This window comes from Brachybacterium atlanticum (assembly GCF_025669985.1).
GTDB classification, from domain to species: domain Bacteria; phylum Actinomycetota; class Actinomycetes; order Actinomycetales; family Dermabacteraceae; genus Brachybacterium; species Brachybacterium conglomeratum.
Window position 1 is genome coordinate 1 of record NZ_JAKJJW010000044.1, and the last position, 23,756, is coordinate 23,756.

Sequence of the window (23,756 nt, forward strand, 5' to 3'; positions counted from 1 at the left end):
TCATCGTCTTGGTGAGCCATCACCTCACCAACAAACTGATAGGCCGCGAGTCCATCCCCCACCGATAAATCTTTCCAACACCCACCATGCGATGAGTGCTCCTATCCGGTATTAGCCACGATTTCCCGAGGTTATCCCGAAGTGGAGGGCAGGTTACTCACGTGTTACTCACCCGTTCGCCACTAATCAGGCGGTGCAAGCACCACCGTCATCGTTCGACTTGCATGTGTTAAGCACGCCGCCAGCGTTCGTCCTGAGCCAGGATCAAACTCTCCATGAAAATCATGAAAAACTATAAACCTGACAAAATAAACAAACAACCAGCATTAACTGCTGTATCATCCGTTATAATCTGCCATTCAAAATAATGGCATCGATAAACAGACACGCTATTGAGATATCAAGCAACACGCGCACTCAGCGTTTTGAACCTTTTCAAGTTCTTCGCCCTGAGGCAACCCGTCTAACTTAGGACTTCCGCTCCCCCGAGTCAAATCGCAGCGGTGTGATCCGCGCCGCGATCCTCTTCCGAGAACCTTCTGCCCCAGGTCAGGACCAGTTCCAACCTATCGACCATGGGCCGATCCGCTGTCCCGATCTCCTGGGCACGAGGAAGAACATTACGGGGGTTCCGAGACCCCGTCAAGCCAGAACGGCCCTTTTCGAGGTGGCCTCGACCACATTGCCCAGAAGGCCCTGCGGAAGTCTCCTCCTGTGCCTCGGTCGTGGCCTCCGAGGCGGCCCCGGTGCTCCCAGGAGTTCTTCGTGAATGCTGCGCTGGGCATCCCCGGTGCCAGCGCCCCTCGTACCGTTGGCGTCCACGTTGCCCGTCCGCTCATACCGCTCCGCCAGCCTCCTGATCCCCGGCGTCGTGCCGCTCCGGCGTTCGTCCTGGAACGAGCCAGGGTCCTTCCGGCTCGGTGCCCGGCCAGGGGTTCGATGCCGTTGCGCTCCCCCAGATGCCTGACAGCCCACCGCCCCGTGACCCCGCATCGCATCCTGCGACTGCCGACCGCTTCGCTCCCCTGCTCGCCGGATGCTCTCGATCCTCGTCCTCTCTCACGGCCCTCCGGTCGGCATGACGAACGTGTCCCTCTGCGCCCATCGATCCTCCCCATCCCCTCTGTCGATTCACGCGACTCGCTCTTCTCCGCTTCCGTTGGCGAGCGGACGTCTTCCAGCACCCCTCCGCCCCGGCCCACCCCGTCTCTCCTGTGCCGCCCGGCTCGGCATGGTCCTGCGAACGCGCTCCCGGGCACGGACCGTCCTCCGCCGGCGTCGCGGTTTCCCCCGTCAGCGCTGCTGTCGTGCTACTACCGGCCGGGGTGCGCGAACCGCGCGCCCCTCCCTCCGCTCGTCGGCCCGTGCGATCAGCTCCTCCGTGGCGAGTGTCCGCGCACGGGGCACCAGCTCTCCGAGGGCAGGAGTCCTCGTCGGTCTCCGTGCCCGCACGGGCTGCGGTCCATGGCCGTCCCGCGTCGGAGCGGATCGTGACCCACCCCTGAGTCACCCCGTTGACATGGCCAGATCACTCGACCCCGCACTCTTCGCCCCCGCTGCGACGGCATCGCTGCCCGCATCCCCTGCTGCAACAGCTGTCAGCTGGTTCCCGCAGGGTTCCCCCCCCTTTACACGCTGTGGCAGCCCTGCACGGCGGGCGGCACGGTCACCGAGGCCCCCACGCGGAGCCCCGCAACGCAGCGCCCGGCACCAGCCGCCTATCCCTGCTCCGCATGCCGCGCAGCACTCGCGGCACGGTGACTCCCTTCCTCCGCAGGATCTCGAACAACGCAGTTCAGCCCCGCCGCACGGCAGGCCGGGAGAGGAGACACGATCGGCCGCACTCCTCTGGACGAGGGCGTCGGCCTCCCCGGCTCAGGCTGCGGCCCCATCCCCGGCTCGGTCTCCACCGACATCGGAACGATCCTCGCCCGCCCCGAGGGCGCCGCCCCGGGCGTCGGCGAGGGCATGCTGGGCTTCCTGGGCTCCATCAGCAGGTTCGCCCGCATGCTCTTCGGGTCGGTGACATTGCCGCACTATGATCTGGACGGATGCTAGGGTCGAAGTCGATAGCCTAGCTACGTACGTCACGACGGACAACGGGAGGTCGCCGTGATCGGCACCGCTGCGACACGAACGGCCGGGACGTCCGACGAGGACCATGTGATCCTTCTCGACTCCGACGGCTCCCCCCGCGGGATGGCGCCACGCGCCACCGTCCACTCCGTCGACACACCGCTCCATCTGGCCTTCTCCTGCCACCTGGTGCGCGAGGACGGGGCGGTGCTGCTGACGCGCCGGGCGCTCTCGAAGCGCACCTGGCCCGGAGTGTGGACGAACGCGTTCTGCGGCCACCCACGCCAGGGTGAGACCCTCGAGGAGGCGATCTCCCGCCGCGCCTCCGATGAACTCGGCCTCCAGGTGCGGGAGGTGCGGCTGGCCCTGCCCGACTTCCGGTATCGCGCCGTAGACGCCTCCGGCATCGTCGAGAACGAGGTATGCCCCGTCTTCACCGCGATCCCCCAGGGCGAGCCCGTGCCCTCACCCGAGGAAGTCATGGATCTGCGGTGGGTGACGGCGGACGAGCTCGCCGCGCTCGCACGCCTGGCGCCTTGGACGCTCAGCCCCTGGGCCGTCGCGCAGCTCGAGCAGCTGGGCGACCGGCTCGGACGTCTTCCGGCAGAAACCTCATGAGCATCCCCTGCCCTCCTGGCGTCGACCACGAGATCAGACGTCTCCTCCGTCGTGGCACCGCGCTCGGGGGCGCAGCGGCCTCCGCGGACCACCATCTGCTGTGGAACGCGCTCGGCGCGGCCACACAGGGCGGCAGGAGGTTCCGGCCCGCCCTCCTGCTGGCCACCCACGACTCCCTGGGAGGCTCACGGCACGAGGCCGCGATCCAGGTCGCGGCCGCGGTCGAGATCCTGCACACGGCTTTCGTGGTCCAGGACGACGTGATCGACGGCGACCAGATGCGGCGCGGCGCACCGAGCCTGCCCGCCTCCGTGGCCGCGACAGTGCGCCGCGGGGGTACCACCGCGCACACCGCACGCCGGGTCGGCGATGCTGCCGGGATCCTCGCAGGCGACCTCGGCCTGATCACAGCCCTGCGCGCGGTGGCCGGATGCTCGGCGCCTGCCCCCGTGGTCGCCGCTCTCCTGGACCTGATGGAGAGCTCGCTGCACGCCACGGCCGCCGGGGAGATCGCCGATGTGCAGCTGCCGCTCCGGCCCGCCGAGCGGCCGGAGACGCTCCAGGAGGCGCTGACGGTCGCCGAGCTGAAGACGGCGGTGTACTCCTTCCAGCTCCCCCTCCACGCCGCCGGACTGCTCGCCGAGGCGTCGCCGGACCGTCTCGAGGCGCTCGACGCGATCGGTGCTCTGCTCGGCATCGGCTTCCAGCTGGTCGACGATCTCCTCGGCGTCTTCGGCGACGAGGAGCGCACCGGCAAGAGCGCGCTGGGGGACCTGCGCGAGGGCAAGCGCACCGCCCTCGTCGCCCACGCCGCGACCACGGCTCACTGGTCGCAGCTGAGAACGCTGCTGGGGCGCGAGGACCTCACCGACGAGGAGGCGCGCAGCGCCCGTGACCTGCTCGCCGCGAGCGGATCCCGCGACTGGGTCGAAGAACTTGCCCGATGGCATCTGACCAGCGCAGTCGACGCCGCTGCACGCCACGACCTCCCGCCCGCGTTCAGCGAGGCTCTCGCTGCCACCATCGCGGAGATCCACGGCGGCCTCGAGCTGCTGCTGCCGCCGGACGTGTCGGGAGGAGAGCCGACCGGGCCCGATCCCGGCGCGGCCGCGTGCTCGCAGAGCGCCGCCGCACAGCGTGACGCCGCCTCGCAGCGAGCCAGCGCATGAACGGCTCCGCCGGTCCCGACGCCCCGCTGGTGCTCGTCACCGGCGCGAGCGGGTACATCGGCGGCCGACTCGTGCCGGCAGCGACCGAACCCACCGCGGTGTCAGCCGGGACCGGGGCCCCCGCGCCCTCCCACGCAGGGCCCGGCGCCGCTTCACCCACCGTCGACGACGAGGAGTCCGCATGACCGCCGCGAGCACCCCCGACCATTCGGCCGCCGCGCATCGCCGCCGGGAGGGCCGACGGCGCACCGGCCCCCACCCGCTGGGCCGGCACCTCGCGGTGACCCTGGCCTTCCTGCTCGCGATGGCGGGCACGGCCGTGGGTGTCGGCGCCTTTGGCGGAGCACCGATCGACGAGGCCGCCGGCGGCCTGCTCTCCGCCGATGCGACCCACCTCGCTCCCGCGACCCCAGCCTTCCGGATCTGGTCGGTGATCTACCTGGGGCTCGGCGCGTACACGCTGTGGCAGTGGTGGGACCGGCACGACCACCGCGGGATCGCCGGCCTCACGATCGCCTCGCTGCTGCTGAACGCCGCCTGGATCCTCGTTGTCCAGGCCGGAGCGGTCGCGCTGAGCGTACTGGTGATCCTGGTGCTGCTGATCGTGCTCGGCGCTCTGTTCCGTCGTCTCACGGCCAGTCCTCCTGCCGGGGCGGTCGAGCGAGTCGTCGTCGACGGCACCTTCGGGCTGTATCTGGGCTGGGTGAGCGTCGCGACCTGCGCGAACATCGCGGCGGCGCTCAAAGGCGCGGGCTTCTCGGGCTTCGGGGCTCCCGAGGTCCTCGCCGTGCTGGTGCTGCTCGCGGTGGCCGTGGTCGGCGTGGCGCTGACCCGGGCCGGTCGCCGCCCGGTCGCCGCGCCCGCGGCGGTGGTCTGGGGTCTGCTCTGGATCGCGGTCGGCCGCGCGACCGATGCGCCCTCGTCGCCGGTGGTCGCGACCGCCGCGGCGACTGTCGCCGCGGTGATCGTCCTGGCGACCCTGTTCGCCGTGCTGCGGCCGCCCCGGCGCCTCGAGGACGCGCACGGTCCCGCCGGGGTGCGGCCCTCCGACGGTGGTGCGCGATGAGCACGCAGCGCCTCGCCCCGGACGCGCTGACCCTCTACGACCGGGTCGCGCAGCGCAGCGCCGGCTGCGTGATCGCCGGCTACTCGACCTCTTTCGGCTGGGCGACGCGCCTGCTCGAGGAACCCGTGCGCACCCATGTTCGCAGCCTGTACGCCCTGGTCCGCCTGGCCGACGAGATCGTCGACGACCCCGACTCGGGCCTCGACCCGGCCGCCAGGGCACGCGCCCTCGAGGAGCTCGCCGCCGAGACCGCTCGTGCGGTCGGCGGCACCCGCTCCACGAACCTCGTCGTGCAGGCCTTCGCCATCACCGCACGCCGCCACGGCATCGGTCCGGAGCTCATCGACCCCTTCTTCGACTCGATGCGTGCGGACCTCACCGTCACCGCCCACGACCCTGAGAGCCTCGCGCAGTACGTGCACGGGTCGGCCGAGGTGGTGGGCCTCATGTGCCTGCGAGTCTTCGTCGACGGCGACGAGGCGGCAGCTGCGCGCCTCGCCCCCGCGGCGAGCGCGCTCGGCGCCGCCTTCCAGAAGGTGAACTTCCTGCGCGACCTCGCCGAGGATCACGACGGCCTGGGCCGCGACTACGTTCCCGGGGTGGACGTGGACCGCCTCGACGACGCGCAGCGGGACCTGCTGCTCGACGACATCGACGCCGACCTCGCCCGCGCCGCGACCGCGCTGCCCCATCTCCCCTCCTCGAGCCGCGCCGCTGTCACCGCCGCGCACGGCCTCTACTCGGCGCTCTCGCGTCGACTGCGCCGCACCCCCGCGGCCCGGATCCGCCGCACCCGCGTGCGGGTCCCGGAGCCGAAGAAGGCCCTCGTCATCGCCCGCGCCGTGCTCGCGGCGCGCCGTGGAGCGGCCCGATGAACCGGCGGACGACGAATCCCGGCACCGGGTCCCGCCCGTCGGCCGTGATCATCGGCGGCGGCATCTCGGGCCTCGCCACCGCGGCGCTCCTGGCCCGGGACGGCCACGAGGTGGACCTGGTCGAGGCGCGGGAGGAGCTCGGCGGCCGCGCCGGCAGCTGGGAGCGCGACGGGTTCCGCTTCGACACCGGACCGTCGTGGTACCTGATGCCGGAGGTGTTCGACCATTTCCTGCGCCTGCTGGGCACCTCCGCCGCGGAGGAGCTCGACCTGCGCCCTCTCGACCCGGCGTATCGCGTCCTGTGCGAGGGGTACGAGGAGCCGTTGGACCTGAGCGCCTCCGCCGCCCGCAATGCCGACCTGTTCGAGCGGATCGAGCCCGGGGCGGGGCTGGGCCTGGCCCGCTATCTCGACTCCGCCGCGAGCACCTACGACATGGCTCTCGAGCGCTTCCTGTACACCTCGTTCACCTCGCCGCGGTCGCTGCTCCACCCCGCTGTGCTCGCCCGCGGCCCGCAGCTGCTGCGCCTGCTGGCCGAGCCGCTGGACCGCTTCGTCGCGCGCCGTTTCCGCGACCCCCGCCTGCGACAGGTGCTCGGCTACCCGGCTGTCTTCCTCGGCTCCTCCCCGGACCGCACTCCGAGCATGTACCACCTGATGAGCGCCCTGGACCTCACCGGCGGGGTGCAGTACCCGCAGGGCGGTTTCACTGAGCTCATCGACGTGGTCGCGCGGCTCGCGGTCCGTCACGGCGCACGCCTGCACACCGGCACCCGAGCCACCCGGGTCCTCACCGAGGACCACCGCGGCGGGCGCCGGCGCGGTGCGCACCTCGGCGGAGGGCCGGGCCGCCGAGTCGCGGCCCGCGGGGTCGAGATACGCACGGCCGACGGGGAGGTGCGCGAGCTGCGCGCCGACGTGGTCGTCGCGACCGCCGACCTCCACCACGTCGAGACCGAACTGCTGCCGCGGCGCCTTCAGACCTATCCCGCCTCCTGGTGGAGCCGCCGCACTCCCGGCCCCGGCGCGGTGCTGGTGCTGCTGGGCGTGCGCGGGGCCCTGCCCGAGCTCGCCCATCACACGCTGCTGTTCACCCGGGACTGGGACGAGAACTTCGGGGCGCTGCGGGAGGGGCGGGTGCCCTCCCCGGCCTCCAGCTACGTATGCCGCCCCTCCGCGACGGATCCCTCGGTCGCCCCGCCCGGCCACGAGAACCTCTTCGTGCTCGTCCCCGTCCCGGCCGATGCGTCGCTGGGCCGCGGCGGCGTGGACGGCACCGGCGATCCCGCGATCGAGGCGATCGCCGAGGAGGCGATCGAACGGCTCGCAGAGGAGGCCGGGATCCCCGATCTCGCCGAGCGGATCGTGGTGCGCCGCACGATCGGCCCTGGGGAGTTCGCGGAGGACCTCGGCGCCTGGTCCGGGAGCATGCTCGGTCCCGCCCACACCCTGCGCCAGAGCGCCTTCTTCCGGGCCCGCAACGCCTCGCGGCGGGTGGAGGGGCTGCTGTACGCCGGCTCCAGCACGCTGCCCGGGATCGGACTGCCGATGTGCCTGATCAGCGCCGAGCTGGTCGCGAAGCGACTGCGCGGCGACCGCTCGTCGGCGCCGCTGCCCGAACCCGACCGCGACGCGGGGGCGCACGCATGAGCGGGGTCGTGTACCTGTTGTGCCTGCTGACGGTGCTGGGCTGCATGGTGCTGCTGGACCGGCGCTTCCGCCTGGTGCTGTGGCGGGCGACGCGCCGCGGCGCGATCGTGCTCGCCGCCGGGATCGCGCTGTTCCTGGCCTGGGACCTGGCGGCGATCGCGTCGGGCCACTACCGGATGGGCGGCAGTCCGCTGATGAGCGGGATCGAGATCGGGCCGGAGCTGCCGCTCGAGGAGCTCGTGTTCCTCGCCTTTCTCTGCTATGTCACGCTCGTGGTGTGGGGGCTGGTGGATCTGCTGCTGGGTCGACGACGGCAGGCCCCGGCCCGATGGGAGGAACCATGAGCTACGCCGCCCTGGCCGGGCTCTTCCTGCTTCCCGTGCTGCTGGTGACGGTGCTGGCCGCCGTGCGGCGCCGGCCCGGACCGCGCTGGTGGCTGACCACCGGCGCGACCGTCGCGGCGCTGCTGGCGCTCACGATCGTGTTCGACTCGCTGATGATCGCGGCGGACCTGTTCCGCTACGCCGAGGAGGACCTGCTGGGCGTGCGGCTCCTCCTCACCCCGCTCGAGGACCTCGCCTGGCCGCTCGCGGCAGGGCTCCTGCTCCCCTCGCTGTGGCTGCTGCTGACCCCGCAGGAGGAACGATGAGCGTCCTGTCCGCCCCGCGCCCGGGCACGCTGTCCCAGCTGCTGGGCACCTCGCGCCCGCTGAGCTGGATCAACACCGCCTACCCCTTCGCCGCCGCGTACCTGCTGGCCGGCGGCGGCGTCGACGCGGCGCTGCTGGTGGGCACGGTGTTCTTCCTCGTCCCGTACAACCTGCTGATGTACGGGGTGAACGACGTCTTCGACCACGAGTCCGACCTGCGCAATCCCCGCAAGGGCGGGGTGGAGGGGATCGTGCTGGACCGGCGCGTCCACCGCACGACCCTGTGGGCGGCGGGCCTCGGCTCGCTGCCCTTCGTCGTGGCGCTGCTGGTGCTGGGCAGTCTCGCCTCCGGGGCGGTGCTGCTGGTGGTGCTCGCCGCGGTGGTGGGGTACTCCGCCCCCGGGATCCGGCTCAAGGAGCGGCCGGGGCTGGACTCGCTGACCTCCGCGATCCACTTCGTGGGCCCGGCGGCGTTCGGACTGGTGCTGGCCGGCGGCCCGGTGGGCGCGACAGCCCTCGCCGCGCTGTCCGCGTTCCTGCTGTGGGGCATGGCCTCGCATGCCCTCGGCGCGGTGCAGGACATCCGGCCGGATCGCGAGGCGGGGATCGGCTCGATCGCGACCGTCCTGGGTGCGACGCGCACGGTGCGCCTGGTGCTGTGCCTCTATGCCGCGGCCGGCGCGCTGATGCTGGTCACGGGATGGCCGGCCGCGCTCGCGGGGCTGCTGGTGCTGCCGTATCTCGCGAGCGCCTGGCCCTTCCGCTCCCTGTCCGATGCCGACTCGGAGCGCGCCCATGCCGCCTGGCGCCGATTCCTGCGCCTGAACCTGCTCAGCGGCTTCCTGCTCACGCAGCTCCTGCTCGTGATCGCGCTGACCGGCTGATCCGAGTCCGGCCAGGCACCGGCACAGCGTCGGCGTCGGCGTCGGCGTCGGCGCAGCATCGACGCCGACGGCCGACGGCGATCAGCCGAGCATGATCCCCGCGATCGTGGCGCTCATCAGGTTCGCGAGCGTGCCCGCGAGGATCGCCTTCAGGCCGAGCTGCGCGATCTCGGGGCGACGCTCGGGGGCGAGGCCGCCGAGGCCGCCCAGCAGGATCCCCAGCGAGGAGAGGTTCGCGAAGCCGGTGAGCGCGAAGCTCGTGATCGCGGCGGTCTTGGGGCTGAAGGTGTCGATCTCGGGGCCGAAGCCGGCGAAGGCCACGAACTCGTTGACCACGACCTTCTGCCCCACGAAGCTGCCCGAGGCGACGGCCTCGTCCAGCGGCACCCCGATCATCACCATGATCGGCGCGAACACCCAGCCGAGGATCTGCTGGAAGGTGAGGTCGTCGGCGCCGAACCAGCCGCCGACCGTGCCGATCAGCAGGTTGATCAGCGCGATCAGGGAGATGAAGGCGAGCAGCATCGCGCCCACGGTCAGGGCGAGCCGCAGACCGTCAGCCGCTCCGCCGGCGGCGGCGTCGATGACGTTGCTGTAGGAGAGGGTGTCCTCCTCGTCGTCCTCCGCCGACGTCGCGGCCGACGAGGTGCCCCCGCTGGGCGCGGGCGCATCGGACGTCACGGCGGAGTCGACGGCGGTCGCGGAGATCGGCGCGGCCCCGTCGGCCGCGGCAGTGCCGACCCCCGCAGCAGTGTCGTCGGCTGCGGCGGTTCCGTCGGCTGACGGCGCCATTCCCCTGCCCTTCCTGCGGGTGGTCGCGGCGACCAGCTCCGCCTCGCGGGCGACGGCCTCGGGATCGTCCTCGGGCAGGAGGATCTTGGCCATCAGCAGCGCACCGGGGGCGGCCATGAAGCTCGCGGCGATCAGGTACTCCAGCGGGGCGCCGAGCAGGGAGTAGCCCACCAGCACGGAGCCCGCGACGGTGGAGAGACCGCCCACCATCACCGCGAACAGGCCCGAGCGGGAGAGGCTGCCGAGATAGGGGCGGATGACCAGGGGCGCCTCGGTCTGCCCCAGGAAGATGTTCGCGGCCGTGTTCACGGACTCGCCGTAGCCGGTGCCGAGCAGCCTGCCGAGGGCGCCGCCGAGCAGCTGGACGATCCACGGCAGGATCCGCCAGTGGTAGAGCACCGCGGTGAGCGAGGCGAAGAAGATGATCACCGGCAGCACCTGCAGCGCGAAGATCGTCCCTTCGCCCTCGGCCGGCAGCAGCCCGCCGAAGAGGAAGGAGATCCCCTCGGAGGAGGTGTCGATGACTGCCTGGAATCCGGCGCTCATCTGCTGCAGCGCCCATCGGCCCGGGCCCCAGTACAGGACGATCGCCCCCAGCACGAGCTGCAGCGCGAAGGCTCCCACGACGGTGCGTGGGCGGATGGCACGGCGGTTGCTGGACAGGGCGAAGGCGATGAGCAGGAGGCCTGCCATCCCTCCGATGCCCCAGAGGACGTCGAGCATCGCAGCACCTCGCAGAGAATCGGGGACAGGGGCGCGGTCGACGGCGACAGTGTAGGGGGCGCCCGGTACCGTGTCCGCCATGACCCCCGGCCGCCCCGCCCACGTGCGGACCTCCTCCGAGGTCCTCGACGACGAGCAGCTGGTCGAGGAGCTGCGCAGCCTGCTCGCCGAGGAGGACGGCTTCGGCGAGCTCGCCGCCCGCATGGCGCTGCTGGCCGACGAGCGTCGCCTGCGGATCCTGTTCTGCCTGCACGCCCATCCCCTGATCCGCAGCTCGGACCTCGCCCGGGCGATCGGAGCGCACGAGTCCACCACCTCCCACGCCCTCGCACTGCTGCGGGAGGCCGGCTGGGTGCACGCCGTGCGGACCGGGCGCGTGGTGCGCTACGAGCTGGCGAGCGGATTCGCCCACGACCTGCTGCACGAGCTCGGCTCCGGGCACCTCGACGACGTCGACCACCCGCACCACCGCGCGCACGACGGGCACCCCGGGCACGACGGGCACCCCGGGCACGACGAGCACCATGGCCACGACGGGCCCGATGGGCACCACGCGCACGGCGGACCGAGCGCGGACGACGGCTCCGGTCGGCGCACCGGCGCCTGACGCCGCACACCGCTCGGCGAGCCCGGGCAACCGCGGGCACGGCCCGCCCGGCCCCACGGCGACACTTGTAGGCTCGTGCAAGTGACGTCCTCTGCCCCTGCCTCGGCGACCTCGGCGAACGCCCCGGCCGGCACCTCGCAGGCCGCCCACCCCGGGACAGGCCGCGCTCCCGATGCGCTCGGGGTCCGCTCGCGCGCCCGACGCTCCGCGCTGCTCCTCGCCGTGCTGGCCCTCGCCAGCCTGGCGAGCATCGTGCTGTGCGTCGGGATCGGCCCGGTGCCGATCCCCTCAGGGACGACCCTGCAGGTCATCGCGCACCACCTGGGACTGCCCGTCCCCGCGGCCCGGGAGGCCTCGGTCGACTCGATCGTCTGGGACGTGCGCGTGCCGCGGGTGCTGATGGGGGCCGCCGTCGGCGCCTGCCTCGCGCTCTCCGGTGCGGCGCTGCAGGCGATGGTCCGCAACATGCTCGCCGACCCATACATCCTCGGCGTCTCCGGCGGCGCCTCCACCGGGGCCGCGGCCGCGATCCTCTTCGGCGTCGGCGCGGCGCTGGGCGACTACGCGCAGTCGGTGCTCGCCTTCCTCGGCGCGCTCGGCGCGGCGCTGCTGGTGTTCCTCATCGCCCGGGCCGGCGGCCGTAACACCTCGCTGCGCCTGCTTCTCTCCGGCGTCGCGGTCGGCTATGCGCTCACGGCGCTGACGAACCTGCTGATCTTCTCCTCCGACTCCGCCGAGGGCTCCCGCTCGGTGATGTTCTGGATGCTCGGCTCCCTCTCCCTCGCCCGATGGAACGCCTTCCTGTGGGTCGCACTCATCGCGGCGGTGCTCGGCGCGATCGTGCTCCTCGCGGGCGCCCGCGTGCTCGATGCGCTCAGCGCCGGCGACGAGATCGCCCACGGCCTCGGGATCCACCCCGACCGCGCCCGCATCGGCTTCCTGCTGGTCGTCTCGCTGTGCACCGCCGCCGCGGTCGCGGGCGCAGGATCGATCGGCTTCGTGGGCCTGGTGATCCCGCACCTCGCCCGCCGTCTCGTCGGTGCCCGCCACCGCGTGCTGATCCCCGCCTCCGCACTGCTGGGCGGGCTGTTCCTGCTGTGGGCCGATGCCTTCGCCCGCGTGGTCATGCAGCGGCGCGAGCTGCCCATCGGCGTGCTCACCGCCGCGATAGGCGCCCCCTTCCTGCTGATCCTCGTGCGCCGGCTCCACGCCCGGCAGCGCTGACCCCTCTCCCCGCTCGAAGGAGCACGATGCCTCGCACGTCCCTCCCCCAGGCCGACGCCCTCGGGCCCGACGTGATCGGATCCGAGGTTGCGGAGCCCGGCTCCCCCGGGCCCGTCGGCCACGGCCCCAGTTCCGCACCGCTGCGCCGCCGCACCCTGATGGCAGGTCTGTTCGGCGCCGTCGGCCTCATCGCCGCCTGCGGCTCCTCGGACGGGAGCACAGGGGACGGAGGCTCCGACGGCGGCGGCGGTTCGGCTGGGGGCTTCCCGCTCGAGCTCGCGAACTGCGAGGCGACGCTGACCTTCGACGCCCCGCCCGAGCGGATCGTGCTGCTGGAGTCCGCGCCGGTGACCACGCTGGACGGCATCGGGGTGCTGGACCGGGTGGTCTCGCGGGCCGGCGCCTTCCCGCCCGGCTGCTACGACGAGGACCTCGCCGCACGCATCGAGGCGATCCCGACGCTCAGCGACGAGATCGACGACTCCGGTCATCTGCAGATCTCCCAGGAGATGGTGATCGCGCAGGAGCCCGACATCGTCTTCGGCCTGCCGGACGGCGTCACGCGTGAGGCGATGGCGGATGCGGGCGCGCAGGTGGTGGTGCAGAACGTCTACTGCGCGACCGGCGGGCACCGCGCGAGCTTCGAGACGCTGCACGAGCAGATCGACGTCTACGGGCGGATCTTCGACCGCGGCGAGCAGGCCGAGCAGCTCGCCACCTCCCTGCAGGAGCGGATCGATGCCGTCTCCGAGTCCGCGAAGGACCTCGCCGCCGCCACCGCCGCGGTGCTCTATCCCTCCGTGGGCGGCGGGCCTCTGTACGCCTACGGCGCCGCCTCGATGGTGACCGCGCAGCTGCACGCGCTCGGGATCGAGAACGTCTTCGCCGACACCGAGGAACGCGTGTTCGAGATCAGCGCCGAGCCGCTGCTGGCCGCCGACCCGGACGTGCTGATCGTGCTCCACCAGACCGATGGCGACGGCTCGGACGTCGCCGAGGAGATGATCTCGCAGGACCAGCTGGGCGGCCTCCGCGCCGTGCAGGACCGGGCGCTGCTGCCGCTGCTGTTCAACTTCGCCGAGCCCGCCTCCCCGCTGGTCGTCGACGGGCTCGAGCGGATCCACGAGTGGCTCGTGGAGCTCGAGGGATGACCGGGCCGGGGCTCGCCGCGCCCGTGCTGTCCGCGCACGGGCTGCGCCACTCCTACGGCGCCTCGCCCGTGCTCGACGGGATCGATCTCGAGGTGCACGACGGGGAGGTGCTCGGCCTGGTCGGCCCCAACGGCAGCGGGAAGACCACCGCGCTGCGGATCCTGCACCGCTCGCTGGTGCCGGAGGCCGGGCAGGTGCTGCTGGACGGCCGCGATCTCGCCGAGCTGCCTGGCCGCGAGCGCGCCCGGTCGATCGCGGTGATGGCGCAGGAGCTCAGCGGCGAGGTGCCCCTGACCGTCGCCGATGTGGTGCTGCTGGGCAGGATCCCGCACTCCGGCGCGTTCGGAGAGACCGGCGAGGCGGACCTCGAGATCGCGACCGAGGCCCTGGAGAGCGCCGGCGCCCTGCATCTGGCGCGACGGGAGTTCGGCCTGCTCTCCGGAGGGGAGAAGCAGCGGGTGCTGATCGCCCGCGCCCTCGCCCAGCAGCCCCGTGTGCTGCTGATGGACGAGCCGACGAACCACCTCGACATCGGCTCCCAGCACCACGTGCTCGAGGTGGTGCGTGCGCGGGGTCTCGCGACCGTGGTGGTGCTGCACGACCTGAACCTCGCCGCCCGCTACTGCGACCGCGTGGCCCTGCTGGACGGGGGCCGGGTGCGCGCCGAGGGCCCGCCCGCAGTGGCGCTCGAGGTGGGACTCGTCGGCGCGACCTACGCCGTCGCCGCCGAACGGGCCCTCGCCGCCGACGGCACCACCCAGTTCCTCTTCCGCGGCCCGGACGACGCCGCGGCCGCCGGCCGCCGCTGACCCGTCGCTCGTCTCGCCCTCTCCGCCCTGACCCCCCGGGGCGCCCCGCCGCCTCTGCCCCGACCACCCCTGGAGCCGCCCCGATGACCCGCACCGCCGCCGAGGACCAGCAGGCCTGGAACCGCTACTGGACCCGTTGGGCCGCCGAGTACGACGAGCACCAGCTGACCCGCCTCTCCCTGCCCGGCGAGCGCGAGGCCTGGTCGCGGGCCTTCGGCGCCGCGCTGCCGCCCGGCACGCGCGAGGTGCTCGACCTCGGCACGGGCAGCGGCAACGTCGCCCTGCTCCTCGCGGCCGACGGCTACGACGTCACCGGCATCGACCTCTCCCCCGGCATGCTCGACGAGGCGCGCGCGAAGCTCGAAAGCCATCCGAACCCTCCGACCTTCCTCGAGGCGGACGCGACGGATCCGCCGTTCCCGCACCGCAGCCTCGACGCGATCGTCTCCCGCTATCTGCTGTGGACGCTGCGGGACGCCCCGACGGCGCTGCGGCGCTGGCACGAGCTGCTGCGCCCGGGCGGCGCGCTGGTCGCGATCGACGGGCAGTGGTTCGAGCCCGAGGACGACGGGGGTGCGCCGCCCGCGACCCCGCGCCAGGAGCATTTCGCCGAGGCCTACGACGCGCAGGCCGTGGACCAGCTCGCCTTCGCCCGCGCCGGGGTGGAGCGGATCTGCGCGGCCTGGGAGGAGGCGGGCTTCGTCGACGTGCGCGCCGACCCGCTGCCGGAGCTGCTCGAGCTCGACCGCGTCCACGGCGTCGCCCCGGGACACTCCCCGCAGCTGCTGCATCGCTTCTCCGCGCGCCGCGCAGGCTGAGCACCGCTCACGCGATTCCGGACCTCGAACGACATCGTTCACCAGCCACCACTGTGCGCCACTCACCTTGATGCTCTGCCCGTCGGGGATCAGTTCTCCGGGGATCAGTCCGCCTGCGGGCGATCGAGACAGACCACGTGGAGGGAGTCCGGGGACCAGCAGTGCCCGCCCGCGGTCCCCAGCACACCGTGGAGACGGGCGAGATCGCGCCCTCCCGATCCGTCGACCGCACACAGCCGCAGGAGCGGGTCGGCACCGCCGGCACCCTCCTCCCCCGAAGGGTGGCTGACATAGGCGACCAGCCGTCCGTCCGGGGAGACCTGCGGGAAGCGGTTCACGCGCTCGTCGTGGGTGAGCTGCTCGATCCCGGTGCCGTCGGGTCGCATGCGGAACAGCTGCGCATGTCCCGGCGCGGCGGGGTCGCTCTCCGCGTCGAAGACGGCCCAGCCGCCGCCGTGCGCTTCGCCCGGCGGGTCAGGGGCCGCTCCGCGATCGCGACCGCGGTCGGCCGGAGCGACCGGGACCCCTCCGGCGCCGGGGACGCGGACGACCCGCGGGGGGATCCAGGTGCCGTCCGCGAGCCGGCACGCGCCGACGCGGGTGAGGACGACCTCGTCGATCCCGCCCCCTGCGGCCCCGGTCGCTCCGGCGACGGGGCCCGCCGGGGCCGGGGCGGGGCCGAGCCGCTGCGGCTCCCCTCCCCCGACGGGGATGCCCCACTGCGCGCCGCCTGCGTTCACGATCAGCGTCTCTCCCCCGTCGGGCCAGCTCACGGACTCGAGGAGCAGCTCGAAGGACTCGTGGACGACGGTGGCGCGGCCGGTCTCGACGTCGAGCACCCGGAGCCGGGAGCGCCGGCCCGGAACGCGGGACGAGGGGACCGGGTGTCGCGCCTCATGGCCGGGACTCGCCGGGCCATGCGTCGACGCCATGCCGTCCGAGCCATCAGCCATGGCGCCTCCCTCGTCGTCGAGTCCGAAGGCCCGCATGCTATGCCCGGCCCCGGGGACGAGAGCAGTGATCCGACCGGTCGGACCGGCGGGGCGTTCACCGCTCGGGCTCCCGTCGGTCGAGCGCGGACCGCCCGATGGCTCGGGGTGGGACCGCCCGGGCCGAACACCCCGCCGCCCGTATCGACACCTCCCGCTCCGAGGACGCCACGGCTCGGACTCTCAGCGCTCAGAGATCTGTGGTCGCGGTGCCGCCGGCAGGTCGGTCCCCGGTCAGGCGCGCCCTCACGATCTGTGCGACCGCGGCGACCTTCCCACCCGGCACGCCCCAGTACTGCGCGGACTCCCCGGAGAACCGCAGCAGGCCCAGGTTCTCGTCCTCGGGCCCTTCCGGGAAGTAGGCCTCGGCCGCATCGGTCCAGAGAGCCCGGATCCGAGCGCGGTCATCCTCGAGAACGGCCTTCCCGGCCACCGAGAGCCAGGTCCCTCCCTCTGCCACCGCGAGGTTCACGGCCGATCCCTGCCTCAGCGCCTCGGCATGCCCGCTGTCGAGGCCCACGAAGAACAGCACGTCCACGTCGTCACTCACCTCCTGGATCGTCATCGGATGGGAGACCAGCGCACCGTCCCGGAGCGCGGTGGTCAGCATGACCAGTTCCGTCCCTCGCAGGATGCGCACGACGTCGCTCTGTCCGAATTCCTCGATGCCGTTCATGATGTTCCTTCCCGTCGTGGTGGTTGCGCCATCGTGGCCTTTCACCGCGTGACGACTCGCGACCCCTGCAACGTACCCATCTCCGCTGCGGGAGGAGGGCTGCCGACCGTTCGGTTCCTCGCGGACTCCTCGCGATACCGGTTCGTCGTGCGGACCGACACCGCTCCGAGCTGGGTCGATGCTACGTCCGAGGTGTGCCGCCCGATCCGGTGGAGCGCACCTGGCCGAAAGAGCGCTCGGTCGGTGCGAGGTGCCGTAACGTGAAGCGAATGAGCACCACTCTCGAAGGCTCCGGCGCGTGGCGCCCTCGGACGACGGGCCGCGAGTCGATCGCGGTCGGGGTCTCCGCCGCGATCGGCCGCACGCCGCTGGTCCGCCTGGACCGGCTCTTCCCGGAGTCCGGCATCGAGATCCTCGCCAAGCTCGAATCCGCCAATCCGGGAGGCAGCACCAAGGACCGGCCTGCGCTGGCGATGGTGCGCGATGCCGTGGCCTCGGGCAGACTGCGGCCAGGCGGCACGGTCGTCGAGTCCAGCTCGGGGAATCTCGGTGTGGCCCTGGCGCGAGTGTGCCTGGAGCACGCTGTGCGCTTCGTCTGCGTGGTCGACTCGCGCACGAACGGAACCGCCGTCGCGGCGATCCGGGCCCTCGGAGGACGCATCGAGATGGTGACGGACCCCGATCCGGAGACCGGCGACCTCCTCACGGCTCGACTGCGTCGCGTCGAACGACTCCTCTCGGAGATCCCGGGGGCCGTGAACCTCCACCAGTACGGCAACCCTGCGAACCCGGCCGCCCATGAGGACGGGACCATGCGGGAGATCGCCGAAGCCACCGGTCACCGGCTCGACGTGCTGATGGCCGCGGTGAGCACCACCGGCACCCTCGCCGGATGCAGCGCCTACCTCCGACGCACCTCGATGGACACGACCACGGTCGCCGTGGACGCGGAAGGGAGCGTGCTGTTCGGAGGGACCGCAGCCCCTCGCCCTCTGCCCGGTCTCGGCGCCGGAGTGGTCACGGACATCTCCCGCACGGTCGACCCGGATCGAGTCATCCGCGTCAGCGGGCTCGACTGCGTGGTCGGCGCGCGACTTCTCGCCGAGCGCGAGGGCATCCTCGCCGGCGCCTCGACGGGAGGCATCGTGCACGCGCTGGGAACCCTCGTGTCGGACCTCGCCCCTGGGAGCCGGGTCGCCCTGATCGTCCACGACAGCGGCGTCCCCTACCTCGGCACCGTCTACGACGACAGCTGGGTGCGCACGACGCTGCACGCCGGTCCCTCCGACATCGCCACCGCGACCACGGCCCTGCGGACCCTCGCCCGCCGTGGTTGAGGGCGCTCCGGCGAGCGATCGGCCGCTCTCCCTGGCCGTCGTCGGCGACGGCCCCAAGGCGCTGTTCGCGCTCGAGGAGCTGTGCGCCCAGCTCAGCGACGCCGCATGCCACGACTCCCTCCGAGCCCTCGAGATCACCGTGGTCGCTCCGGGTCCGGTCGAGGGGACCGGCGCCGCCTATGACGTCACCCAACCGCACTCCCTGCGACTCAACGTCGACGCCGCTCTGCTGGACGTCCCGGCGACCGGGACGAGCCCGTCGTTCCGCGGCTGGCTCGCCGCAGCGCATCCCACCCTCGTCTCCGCGACCTACCCGCCGCGCGCCGTGGTCGGCGAGTACCTCCATGCGCGGTGGCGCCGGGTGCTGGCGGACATGGCCCGGACCGGGGTGACGGCGAGGACCGTGAGCGATCGCGCGGTGTCGCTCCGGCGCACGGCCGGGGATTGGGAGATCGTGACCGCGAGCCACGGCGCGCTCCCGCCGGTGGAGGAGACCCTGCTCGCCACCGGACATGCCGCGGAACACTCCGGTGCCCTGGCCCGCACCTGGTCCTCGACCATCCCGCTGCGTCCGGCGGTCCTGCCCGCCGCGGAGATGCTGGGTTCTCATGACGTCCCGCCCGGCGCGCGGGTGGCGCTGCGCGGCGGCGCCCTGACGTTCATCGACGCCGCCCTCGTGCTCACCCTCGAGCGCGGCGGGCGCTTCACCCCGCGCGCCGACGGCGTCCCCGGCCTCGTCCACCGGCGCGGCTCCGAGGAGCCGCTGGTCCTCCTGCCCACGGCGCGCCACGGCCGCCTCCTGGACGCGAAGCCCGACCCTCGGCTCCCCCTGCCGGCCGGGCTGAGCCGTGCCGTCGCCGAGGGAGTTCGACGCCTGGGCCCCACCGAACGGACCGACGTCGGCCCCGACGCCGTGATCGACCTCGTCCTGGACGTCGCCACGGCCGCCCTCGCTGCGACGGGGGCGGATCCCCACTTCGGGCGAGAGGCGGTCGAAGGCGCACTGGCCTCGGGATCCGACCCGGATCTGCACCGCGGACCGGGCCGCGCCGAGGACGCCCTGCGACGGAGCGTGGAGATCGGCCGAGGCGGACGGGCCCCCGGCCCCGCATGGATCCTCGGACGCGTCTGGGCGGGGCTCTACCGCCCCCTCACGCTCGCGGTCCGCGGTTCCGCGGCCCCCGCCGAGGAATGGGCTCGCTTCCGTCGGGCCTCCCAGGTGCTCGAGAGGTTCGCGTTCGGCCCTCCCCTCGAGGTCGCGGAGATGCTGCTGGCCATGATCGGGTCCGGGGCGCTGGACCTCTCCTGGGTGGATGCCGGCACCCGGATCTCGGCGTCGGGAGTCGAGGGCGCCCCGTACGGTCACGCCCCGCCGGACGTCGTGGTCGATGCCGTGCTGGCGCCGCCGGGGATCGTGGGGATCCTCGACCCGCTCTCGCGAGCATTGGTGGAACAGGGGCTGGTGGAGGTGCGACCGGCACGCCGCGGCGCGGCCGTGGACCACGACGGCACTGCGCTCGCCGGGGGCCGTCCCGGCGGCCGGAGCCAGCGGCAGGAGGGTCTCGCCCTGCTCGGGCGCCCGACGGAGGACCACGTCATCGGGCACGACACCCTGAACCGGCACCTCCACGACGAGCCGCGTCTCTGGGCGGCGCGGATCATCTCGAGACTGCGTCGCACCGACGCCGACCCCTCGGCCCCTCCCTGCCCGACCACGACCACCACCCCCGAGCGGAGAATCGGTTCGCGATGACCAGACCTGCCCTCTCTTCCTCGACCGCTGCGGACCCCACCGCCGATCATCCGCCGGGCGACACCGAAGCCCTGCGACGCCGCTGCGGCGGGCTCCCCCCGCTCAGCGCCCGTCTCGAGCCGTGGATGCGAGAGCTGCTGGCGGATCGTCGAGCCTGCTCCGCACTGATCGAGGAGTACGGCAGCCCGGTGAACGTCCACGAGTTCTCGGCCCTGGCCCGCAACGCCTCCGAGCTGGAGTCCGCGGCCGCCCGTCACGGCGTGCCGCTGAGGATCTTCGTCGCGCGCAAGGCGAACAAGACCCTGGGCCTGGTCGAGTCCGCGAGACGCGCCGGTCACGGGGTGGACGTCGGGAGCCACCGGGAGCTGTCCCAGGTGCTCGACCAGGGGTACGCGCCCGAGGACGTCGTGGTGACCGCCGCTGTGAAGCCACCGGAGCTGCTGCGCCTCGCCCGCGACACCGGTGTCGTGCTGGTGCTCGACAACCTCGACGAGGCCGAGGCTTTCCTGCAGGTCGCAGCGGAGAACACGACCGGTGGGCCGCAACCCGTCGCGCTGCGCCTCGCCCCGACCCCGGCCAGCGGCGTCGCCCCCACACGGTTCGGGGAGTCCGCGGCGACCTGGCAGCACTGGGCCGATCACGCCCGGACCTCCGCCGCCGGCCTCAGGATCGACGGAGTCCATTTCCATCTCCACGGCTATGCCGCGCAGCACCGCGCCCAGGCCCTCGACGAGGCGCTCCGTCTCGGCGATGCGCTCCGCGACCTCGGCCACGACCTTCGGTTCATCGACATCGGCGGGGGTGTCCCGATGTCCTATCTCGACGACGCCGGTCAGTGGGACGCGTTCTGGACAGCGCACGATGCGTCGACGAGCGACCGCGTCGACGCGGTCACGTGGCGCGGGGAGCCCCTGCGCCAGGTCTATCCGTACCACCAGGAACCGGTGCGCGGGGAGTGGCTCGAACAGGTGCTGGGCACACGGCTCCCCACCGGGGAGACCGCAGCCGTCGCACTGAGGGAGCGGGGCCTGGAGCTGCGCTGCGAACCCGGCAGGTCGCTGCTCGACGGATGCGGACTGACGCTGTCCCGCGTCGTGCAGCGCACCGCGACGAGCGATGGGGTGCCGCTCGTCGGGCTCGAGATGAATCGGACCCAGTGCCGATCCACGTCGGACGACTTCCTCGTCGATCCGCTGCTGGTCCCCGGGGACGGTCCACGCTCTGCGCCGCTGCACGCGTTCCTCGTCGGGGCGTACTGCATCGAGGCGGAGCTGATCCTGCGTCGACGGCTCGACTTCCCGCAGGGTGTCGCGATCGGTGACCTCCTCGCCTTCCCGAACACTGCCGGATACCTGATGCACATCCTCGAGAGCGCGTCCCACCAGATCCCGCTGGCCTCGAACGTCGTCCTCGGTCTTCACGGCCCCCGCCGCGACGCCATCGACGCCGTCTCCCCGCTGCGGCCGTGGGTGCAGGAGTCCGCCCCCGCGGCCGAGCGGGCAACCGGATCCGCCGCGGCCGACTGACTCGTCACGCGACGCGGCTCAGCGGTCGGCCCGTGACTCCCCGCGCGGACCGCCGGGGCGGATGCCGTACTCGCAGGTGAGCGCGGGGCTGACGCAAGGACCCTCGAGCGGCCCACCTGGCGGGCTACGCCTCCTGCTCGTTCCGCGCAGGCCGCGGATCCTGCTCCGATGCCGCCCAGCTCGCGAGCAGGCGCAGCCGCTCGGCGTTGGTCGAGCCGGGCTCGGCGGTGTAGACGAGCATGACCCGGCCGGGCTCGGCGGTCACCGCCAGCTCCTCGTAGGCGAGCTCGACCTCCCCCACCACGGGGTGGACGAAGCGCTTGGGGCCCGCGCCGTGCGTGCGCACGTCGTGCGCGCCCCAGAGCCGCCGGAAGGTCTCCGAACGGGTGGACAGCTCTCCCACCAGCTCCTGCATCACGGGGTCGTGGGGATCGCGCCCGGCCTCGGCGCGCATGATCCCCACGCACATCTCGGCGAACCACTCCCAGTCCGGGTAGAAGTCTCGCGAGGCGGGATCGAGGAACTGGAAGCGGGCGAGGTTCGGCACCCGCCCGCCGGCACCCTCCTCGCCCAGCAGCGGCGAGTAGAAGGCGCGGCCCAGCGCGTTGACCGCGACCATGTTCTGGTGCTGATCGCGCACGAAGGCGATCGCCCCGGTCAGCGAGTCCAACATCCAGCGGGTGCTCTCCCGCACGGGCGCGACCCCGCAGCTGCGGGGTCTGCGGGCCCGGCCCGAGGTGGGGATCCCATCGGCCGCGCGGGCGAGGTCGAGCAGGTGGCGGCGCTCGGTCTCGTCCATGCGCAGCGCAGTGGCGAGCGCGTCGAGCACCGCGGCGGAGGCGCCGGCGATCGCGCCACGCTCGAGCTTCGCGTAGTACTCGACGCTCACCCCGGCGAGCTCCGCGACCTCGCTGCGGCGCAGCCCCGGCACGCGGCGGGCGCCCGCGGCGTGCAGCCCCACCTCCTGCGGCGTCACCTTCGCACGGCGCGACATGAGGAACTCGCGCACCTCCGCTCTGTTGTCCATGGGGTCAGGGTAGGCCGCACCGCCCTGACGCGTCCCGTGCGAGGGGCGCCCTGTCGGTACACCCCCTGCCAGGGACTCCCCCACGCTCCGAGCAGGGCATGGAATGGACCGCGTCCCGATCAGAAGGAGAACACCCCATGCGCGCAGTCATCATGCACGCCCCCGGCGACGTCCGTGTCGAGGACCGCGAGGATCCGCGGATCATCGAGCCGACCGACGCCGTCATCCGCCTCGCCGCCACCTGCATCTGCGGCTCCGACCTCTGGCCCTACCGCGGCGCCGACGCCCCCGACCACCAGCACATGGGCCACGAGTACGTGGGCGTGGTCGAAGAGGTCGGCTCCGCGGTCGAGACCCTCGAGGTCGGCGACTTCGTGGTCGGCTCCTTCGTGATCTCCTGCGGGAAGTGCGAGATCTGCCGCGAGGGCCATCCCTCCCGCTGCGTGCACGCGATCTTCGTGGACGGGCAGATCGGCACCCAGGCCGAGAGGGCCCGGATCCCCTTCGCCGACGGCACCCTGGTCAAGACCCCCGGCATGCCCGACCCGGAGCTGATCCCCTCGCTGCTGGCCGCCTCCGACGTGCTGGGCACCGGCTGGTTCGCGGCCGACGCCGCCGGCGCCGGCCCGGGCCGGACCGTCGCCGTGGTCGGCGACGGCGCGGTGGGCCTGATGGGCGTGCTGGCCGCCCGGCAGATGGGCGCCGAGCGGATCATCGTCTTCAGCCGCCACCCCGAGCGGCAGGCCCTGGCCCGCGAGTACGGCGCCACCGACATCATCGAGGCCCGCGGCGACGAGGGCGTCGCGGCGCTGAAGGAGCTCACCGGCGGGCTCGGCGCGCACTCCACGATCGAGGCCGTCGCCACCCAGGAGTCGATGATGCAGGCGATTCGCGCTACGCGTCCCGGCGGCGCGGTGGGCTTCGTGGGCGTCTCCCACGACGTGCAGATCCCCGGGGACGAGCTGTTCTTCTCCGCGGTCCGTCTCCACGGCGGGCCCGCCCCGGTGCGCCGCTACCTGCCCGAGCTGATCGACCTGATCTGGCGTCGCGAGATCGATCCGGGGAAGGTCTTCGACCTCACGCTCCCTCTGGAGGACGCGGCCGAGGGCTACGCCGCGATGGACGAGCGCCGCGCGACGAAGGTGCTGCTCACGCTCTGAGCGGCAGGGGGCCAGGCGCGGCGACGGGACGGCCTCCCGTCGCCGCTCCATGCCGTCACGCCGCGGCCGGCGCCCTCAGCCCTGCAGGACGAGCGCGGCGACCGCCGCGTCGGCGTCGGCAATGACGAGCGCGCCGTGCAGCTGCGCGCCGGCGAGCGCCCCGGCCGCGGCGGACGCC

At 72.9% G+C, this 23,756-nt stretch carries 22 protein-coding genes and 1 rRNA gene; 18 read left to right on the plus strand and 5 right to left on the minus strand.

Translation table 11 applies throughout. The annotated features are described in order from the left end of the window. Window positions 1-280 (minus strand): 16S ribosomal RNA (locus L3K22_RS15280); the annotation flags it as partial. A gap of 1,835 nt (window positions 281-2,115) precedes the next feature. Between L3K22_RS15280 and idi the strand changes: the two genes are divergently transcribed. From idi to L3K22_RS15325, 9 genes are read left to right on the plus strand one after another with little or no spacing between them, the layout of a single operon-like run. After that, window positions 2,116-2,694, plus strand: coding sequence for an isopentenyl-diphosphate Delta-isomerase (gene idi / locus L3K22_RS15285; protein WP_373318078.1), 579 nt, complete (start codon window positions 2,116-2,118; stop codon window positions 2,692-2,694). After that, the gene (locus L3K22_RS15290; protein WP_263312150.1) at window positions 2,691-3,863 is read left to right on the plus strand and encodes a polyprenyl synthetase family protein; all 1,173 of its coding nucleotides are present in this window, start codon (window positions 2,691-2,693) and stop codon (window positions 3,861-3,863) included. The genes idi and L3K22_RS15290 overlap by 4 nt, the downstream gene beginning before the upstream one ends. Continuing rightward, window positions 3,860-4,048 (plus strand): hypothetical protein, encoded by a 189-nt coding sequence (locus L3K22_RS15295; protein WP_263312151.1) that lies wholly within the window; start codon window positions 3,860-3,862, stop codon window positions 4,046-4,048. Before L3K22_RS15290 ends, L3K22_RS15295 begins: the two co-directional genes overlap by 4 nt. Next, the gene (locus L3K22_RS15300; RefSeq protein ID WP_263312152.1) at window positions 4,045-4,929 is read left to right on the plus strand and encodes a TspO-related membrane protein; all 885 of its coding nucleotides are present in this window, start codon (window positions 4,045-4,047) and stop codon (window positions 4,927-4,929) included. Before L3K22_RS15295 ends, L3K22_RS15300 begins: the two co-directional genes overlap by 4 nt. Further along, window positions 4,926-5,804, plus strand: coding sequence for a phytoene/squalene synthase family protein (locus tag L3K22_RS15305; protein ID WP_263312153.1), 879 nt, complete (start codon window positions 4,926-4,928; stop codon window positions 5,802-5,804). Before L3K22_RS15300 ends, L3K22_RS15305 begins: the two co-directional genes overlap by 4 nt. After that, on the plus strand, window positions 5,801-7,453 hold the full coding sequence (gene crtI / locus L3K22_RS15310; RefSeq protein WP_263312154.1) for a phytoene desaturase family protein: 1,653 nt from the start codon (window positions 5,801-5,803) through the stop codon (window positions 7,451-7,453). The genes L3K22_RS15305 and crtI overlap by 4 nt, the downstream gene beginning before the upstream one ends. Continuing rightward, window positions 7,450-7,797, plus strand: a complete 348-nt coding sequence (locus L3K22_RS15315; protein WP_263312155.1) for a lycopene cyclase domain-containing protein — start codon at window positions 7,450-7,452, stop codon at window positions 7,795-7,797. Before crtI ends, L3K22_RS15315 begins: the two co-directional genes overlap by 4 nt. Continuing rightward, window positions 7,794-8,102 (plus strand): lycopene cyclase domain-containing protein, encoded by a 309-nt coding sequence (locus L3K22_RS15320; protein ID WP_263312156.1) that lies wholly within the window; start codon window positions 7,794-7,796, stop codon window positions 8,100-8,102. Before L3K22_RS15315 ends, L3K22_RS15320 begins: the two co-directional genes overlap by 4 nt. After that, complete coding sequence (locus L3K22_RS15325) at window positions 8,099-8,986, plus strand: prenyltransferase (protein ID WP_263312157.1); 888 nt, start codon at window positions 8,099-8,101, stop codon at window positions 8,984-8,986. Before L3K22_RS15320 ends, L3K22_RS15325 begins: the two co-directional genes overlap by 4 nt. A gap of 81 nt (window positions 8,987-9,067) precedes the next feature. Here L3K22_RS15325 and L3K22_RS15330 read toward each other — a convergent pair whose 3' ends face one another. Further along, window positions 9,068-10,501 carry a NupC/NupG family nucleoside CNT transporter gene (locus tag L3K22_RS15330; protein ID WP_263312158.1) on the minus strand — a complete coding sequence of 478 codons (1,434 nt, stop codon included), beginning with the start codon at window positions 10,499-10,501 and terminating at the stop codon, window positions 9,068-9,070. 79 nt (window positions 10,502-10,580) lie between these two features. Here L3K22_RS15330 and L3K22_RS15335 point away from each other — a divergent pair, with 79 nt between their 5' ends. The 5 genes from L3K22_RS15335 (at window position 10,581) to L3K22_RS15355 (ending at window position 15,110) form a co-directional block, all read left to right on the plus strand. Further along, window positions 10,581-11,108, plus strand: a complete 528-nt coding sequence (locus L3K22_RS15335) for an ArsR/SmtB family transcription factor (RefSeq protein ID WP_263312159.1) — start codon at window positions 10,581-10,583, stop codon at window positions 11,106-11,108. A gap of 81 nt (window positions 11,109-11,189) precedes the next feature. Then, window positions 11,190-12,332 (plus strand): FecCD family ABC transporter permease, encoded by a 1,143-nt coding sequence (locus L3K22_RS15340; protein WP_263312160.1) that lies wholly within the window; start codon window positions 11,190-11,192, stop codon window positions 12,330-12,332. Between the two features lie 26 nt (window positions 12,333-12,358). Then, on the plus strand, window positions 12,359-13,483 hold the full coding sequence (locus tag L3K22_RS15345) for an ABC transporter substrate-binding protein (RefSeq protein ID WP_263312161.1): 1,125 nt from the start codon (window positions 12,359-12,361) through the stop codon (window positions 13,481-13,483). After that, window positions 13,480-14,292, plus strand: a complete 813-nt coding sequence (locus L3K22_RS15350; protein WP_263312162.1) for an ABC transporter ATP-binding protein — start codon at window positions 13,480-13,482, stop codon at window positions 14,290-14,292. Before L3K22_RS15345 ends, L3K22_RS15350 begins: the two co-directional genes overlap by 4 nt. An 83-nt stretch (window positions 14,293-14,375) precedes the next feature. After that, window positions 14,376-15,110 (plus strand): class I SAM-dependent methyltransferase, encoded by a 735-nt coding sequence (locus L3K22_RS15355; protein WP_263312163.1) that lies wholly within the window; start codon window positions 14,376-14,378, stop codon window positions 15,108-15,110. Between the two features lie 104 nt (window positions 15,111-15,214). Here L3K22_RS15355 and L3K22_RS15360 read toward each other — a convergent pair whose 3' ends face one another. Together L3K22_RS15360 and L3K22_RS15365 are read right to left on the minus strand one after the other, a co-directional pair. Next, window positions 15,215-16,063 carry a TolB family protein gene (locus L3K22_RS15360; RefSeq protein ID WP_263312164.1) on the minus strand — a complete coding sequence of 283 codons (849 nt, stop codon included), beginning with the start codon at window positions 16,061-16,063 and terminating at the stop codon, window positions 15,215-15,217. A gap of 226 nt (window positions 16,064-16,289) precedes the next feature. After that, window positions 16,290-16,775, minus strand: a complete 486-nt coding sequence (locus tag L3K22_RS15365; RefSeq protein ID WP_263312165.1) for a pyridoxamine 5'-phosphate oxidase family protein — start codon at window positions 16,773-16,775, stop codon at window positions 16,290-16,292. 269 nt (window positions 16,776-17,044) lie between these two features. Here L3K22_RS15365 and L3K22_RS15370 point away from each other — a divergent pair, with 269 nt between their 5' ends. The 3 genes from L3K22_RS15370 to L3K22_RS15380 are packed head-to-tail and all read left to right on the plus strand — an operon-like array spanning window position 17,045 to window position 21,391. Then, entirely contained in the window at window positions 17,045-18,112 is a 1,068-nt protein-coding gene (locus tag L3K22_RS15370) for a pyridoxal-phosphate dependent enzyme (protein ID WP_263312166.1), read from the plus strand. After that, window positions 18,105-19,865 carry an FAD/NAD(P)-binding protein gene (locus L3K22_RS15375; RefSeq protein ID WP_263312167.1) on the plus strand — a complete coding sequence of 587 codons (1,761 nt, stop codon included), beginning with the start codon at window positions 18,105-18,107 and terminating at the stop codon, window positions 19,863-19,865. Before L3K22_RS15370 ends, L3K22_RS15375 begins: the two co-directional genes overlap by 8 nt. Beyond that, entirely contained in the window at window positions 19,862-21,391 is a 1,530-nt protein-coding gene (locus tag L3K22_RS15380; protein WP_263312168.1) for an alanine racemase, read from the plus strand. The genes L3K22_RS15375 and L3K22_RS15380 overlap by 4 nt, the downstream gene beginning before the upstream one ends. Before the next feature lie 124 nt (window positions 21,392-21,515). On the opposite strand, the gene L3K22_RS15385 is transcribed toward L3K22_RS15380, so the two are convergent. Next, a complete protein-coding gene (locus tag L3K22_RS15385) occupies window positions 21,516-22,418 on the minus strand; it encodes a helix-turn-helix domain-containing protein (protein WP_263312169.1) in 903 nt (300 codons plus the stop codon). 137 nt (window positions 22,419-22,555) lie between these two features. Here L3K22_RS15385 and L3K22_RS15390 point away from each other — a divergent pair, with 137 nt between their 5' ends. Further along, window positions 22,556-23,578, plus strand: coding sequence for a zinc-dependent alcohol dehydrogenase family protein (locus tag L3K22_RS15390; RefSeq protein ID WP_263312170.1), 1,023 nt, complete (start codon window positions 22,556-22,558; stop codon window positions 23,576-23,578). Window positions 23,579-23,756 lie beyond the last annotated feature (178 nt).

Bases quoted from the DNA above. Each gene is read 5' to 3' on its own strand.
- L3K22_RS15365 (WP_263312165.1), bottom strand. From the start codon at position 16,775: ATGAACGGCATCGAGGAATTCGGACAGAGCGACGTCGTGCGCATCCTG.
- L3K22_RS15380 (WP_263312168.1), top strand. From the start codon at position 19,862: ATGACCAGACCTGCCCTCTCTTCCTCGACCGCTGCGGACCCCACCGCC.
- L3K22_RS15355 (WP_263312163.1), top strand. From the start codon at position 14,376: ATGACCCGCACCGCCGCCGAGGACCAGCAGGCCTGGAACCGCTACTGG.
- L3K22_RS15370 (WP_263312166.1), top strand. From the start codon at position 17,045: ATGAGCACCACTCTCGAAGGCTCCGGCGCGTGGCGCCCTCGGACGACG.
- L3K22_RS15335 (WP_263312159.1), top strand. From the start codon at position 10,581: ATGACCCCCGGCCGCCCCGCCCACGTGCGGACCTCCTCCGAGGTCCTC.
- L3K22_RS15330 (WP_263312158.1), bottom strand. From the start codon at position 10,501: ATGCTCGACGTCCTCTGGGGCATCGGAGGGATGGCAGGCCTCCTGCTC.
- L3K22_RS15315 (WP_263312155.1), top strand. From the start codon at position 7,450: ATGAGCGGGGTCGTGTACCTGTTGTGCCTGCTGACGGTGCTGGGCTGC.
- L3K22_RS15345 (WP_263312161.1), top strand. From the start codon at position 12,359: ATGCCTCGCACGTCCCTCCCCCAGGCCGACGCCCTCGGGCCCGACGTG.
- L3K22_RS15305 (WP_263312153.1), top strand. From the start codon at position 4,926: ATGAGCACGCAGCGCCTCGCCCCGGACGCGCTGACCCTCTACGACCGG.
- L3K22_RS15300 (WP_263312152.1), top strand. From the start codon at position 4,045: ATGACCGCCGCGAGCACCCCCGACCATTCGGCCGCCGCGCATCGCCGC.
- crtI (WP_263312154.1), top strand. From the start codon at position 5,801: ATGAACCGGCGGACGACGAATCCCGGCACCGGGTCCCGCCCGTCGGCC.
- L3K22_RS15325 (WP_263312157.1), top strand. From the start codon at position 8,099: ATGAGCGTCCTGTCCGCCCCGCGCCCGGGCACGCTGTCCCAGCTGCTG.
- L3K22_RS15350 (WP_263312162.1), top strand. From the start codon at position 13,480: ATGACCGGGCCGGGGCTCGCCGCGCCCGTGCTGTCCGCGCACGGGCTG.
- L3K22_RS15320 (WP_263312156.1), top strand. From the start codon at position 7,794: ATGAGCTACGCCGCCCTGGCCGGGCTCTTCCTGCTTCCCGTGCTGCTG.
- L3K22_RS15290 (WP_263312150.1), top strand. From the start codon at position 2,691: ATGAGCATCCCCTGCCCTCCTGGCGTCGACCACGAGATCAGACGTCTC.
- L3K22_RS15360 (WP_263312164.1), bottom strand. From the start codon at position 16,063: ATGGCTGATGGCTCGGACGGCATGGCGTCGACGCATGGCCCGGCGAGT.
- L3K22_RS15385 (WP_263312169.1), bottom strand. From the start codon at position 22,418: ATGGACAACAGAGCGGAGGTGCGCGAGTTCCTCATGTCGCGCCGTGCG.
- L3K22_RS15295 (WP_263312151.1), top strand. From the start codon at position 3,860: ATGAACGGCTCCGCCGGTCCCGACGCCCCGCTGGTGCTCGTCACCGGC.
- L3K22_RS15390 (WP_263312170.1), top strand. From the start codon at position 22,556: ATGCGCGCAGTCATCATGCACGCCCCCGGCGACGTCCGTGTCGAGGAC.